This is a genomic window from Halorubrum sp. AD140, from assembly GCF_034497445.1.
Lineage (GTDB): Archaea > Halobacteriota > Halobacteria > Halobacteriales > Haloferacaceae > Halorubrum.
Window position 1 is genome coordinate 1 of the sequence record NZ_JAXRUU010000202.1, and the last position, 1378, is coordinate 1378.

A 1378-nucleotide genomic window follows, 5' to 3' on the forward strand; every position below is an offset into this window, starting at 1 on the left:
CGCGAGGTGCAGGGGAGCCACCTCTTCTCGACGGCCGGGTTCATCCGGGACCGCGAGGCGCTCGCGCAGGCCGCCCAACACCTACTCAACTTAGAGGGGATAACGACGACGGCCGTGCTGGGCATCGCCGACGAGAAGATCTACCTCGCGGCCCGCTCGAAGGACATCCGGCTGAACATCGGCAACGTCCTCGACGAGGCGTTCTCCGAGATGGGCGACGCCGCCGGCCACTCGACGCAGGGGTCGCTCGAGATTCCGCTCGGCATCTTCACCGGTATCGAGGCGAGCGGCGAGAACCGCGACACGCTCCTCCACCTCACCGAGGAGGCGGTTCGCCGGAAGCTGTTCGACGCGCTCGGCGTCGAGGGCGGAAGCGGCGACGGCTCGAACGGCTCCTGACCGCGGCGCGTCCCGCGTCTCGGCGGGGCCGTTTTCAGCCTCGCGGTCGTAGCTCCGCTCGCGACGCCTCATGCACGTTCCCGACGACCCGCCGGCGACCTGTCCCGCCTGCGGCGACCCGTACGACTCCGTCTCGCGACACACGGGCGGATTCGTGGCGAATCTGCTCGACAACGAGCGGTACCAGCGGGTGTGTTTCGATCCGGCGACCGACGACGGCGACCCAGCGCTCGACTGTTACCACCACACGCACGAACAGGCCGGTACCGGAGAGCGTTCCGGCACGGGCGAAAACGGCGAGTGAGCGCGGCCGGAACGGGACCGAGCGCGCCGGTCGCGTTCAGAAGTCGTCGCCCTCGGTGATCGAGGTGTACGAGCCGATCAGCGCGCCGGAGAAGTCGACGCCCGCCAAGACGGCGCCCGTGTCGATCACGGAGTTTCGGACCTCGGAGCCGGTGATCGTCGCGTCCTCGAAGACGACGGTCCGGGCGAGCGTCGAGTCCGTGACGGTCGCGCCCGACATGACGTGGACGACGTCGCCGAGGTCGCTCTCCTCGACGGTCGCGTCGTCGGCGACGAGCGTCCCGCCGTCTAGGGCGTACTCCACGGCGTCGAGGTAGCTGTCGGCGGTGCCGATGTCGAACCACGCGCCGTCGAAGGTGTACGCGTGGACCGCGCCGCGCCCCTGAAGCCACTGGAGGAACCACCCCGGCTCGTCGGGGTTGTTGTCGTCGTCGAGGTAGGTCGTGAGCTTCGGGAGCGTCTCGGCCGGGAACGCGTAGCACGCGATGGAGACGAGCGTCGACTGCGGGTCGTCGGGCTTCTCCTGGAAGTCGGTCACCTCGTCGCCGTCCAGCTGGACGAGCCCGTACGACTTCGCGCGCTCGCGGTCCTCGACGTCGTAGGCGGCCAGCGTCGGCGTCCCCTTCGACTCGAAGAAGTCGGCGAAGTCGCTCAGGTCGAAGCTGATCATGTTGTC

2 protein-coding genes and 1 pseudogene are annotated in these 1378 nt (G+C 68.9%); 2 read left to right on the forward strand and 1 reads right to left on the reverse strand.

Annotated features, from left to right (window positions below):
* Both U4E84_RS17435 and U4E84_RS17440 read left to right on the forward strand, forming a co-directional pair.
* Window positions 1-399: pseudogene (locus U4E84_RS17435) on the forward strand (phosphoesterase); the annotation flags it as partial.
* 70 nt (window positions 400-469) lie between these two features.
* Window positions 470-703, forward strand: a complete 234-nt coding sequence (locus U4E84_RS17440) for a hypothetical protein (RefSeq protein WP_322533355.1) — start codon at window positions 470-472, stop codon at window positions 701-703.
* A 36-nt stretch (window positions 704-739) separates the two neighbouring features.
* Here U4E84_RS17440 and U4E84_RS17445 read toward each other — a convergent pair.
* Window positions 740-1378, reverse strand: a 639-nt coding sequence (locus tag U4E84_RS17445; RefSeq protein ID WP_322533356.1) for a sugar phosphate nucleotidyltransferase, incomplete at its 5' end; no start/stop codon positions are given.

Bases quoted from the DNA above. Each gene is read 5' to 3' on its own strand.
- U4E84_RS17440 (WP_322533355.1), top strand. From the start codon at position 470: ATGCACGTTCCCGACGACCCGCCGGCGACCTGTCCCGCCTGCGGCGAC.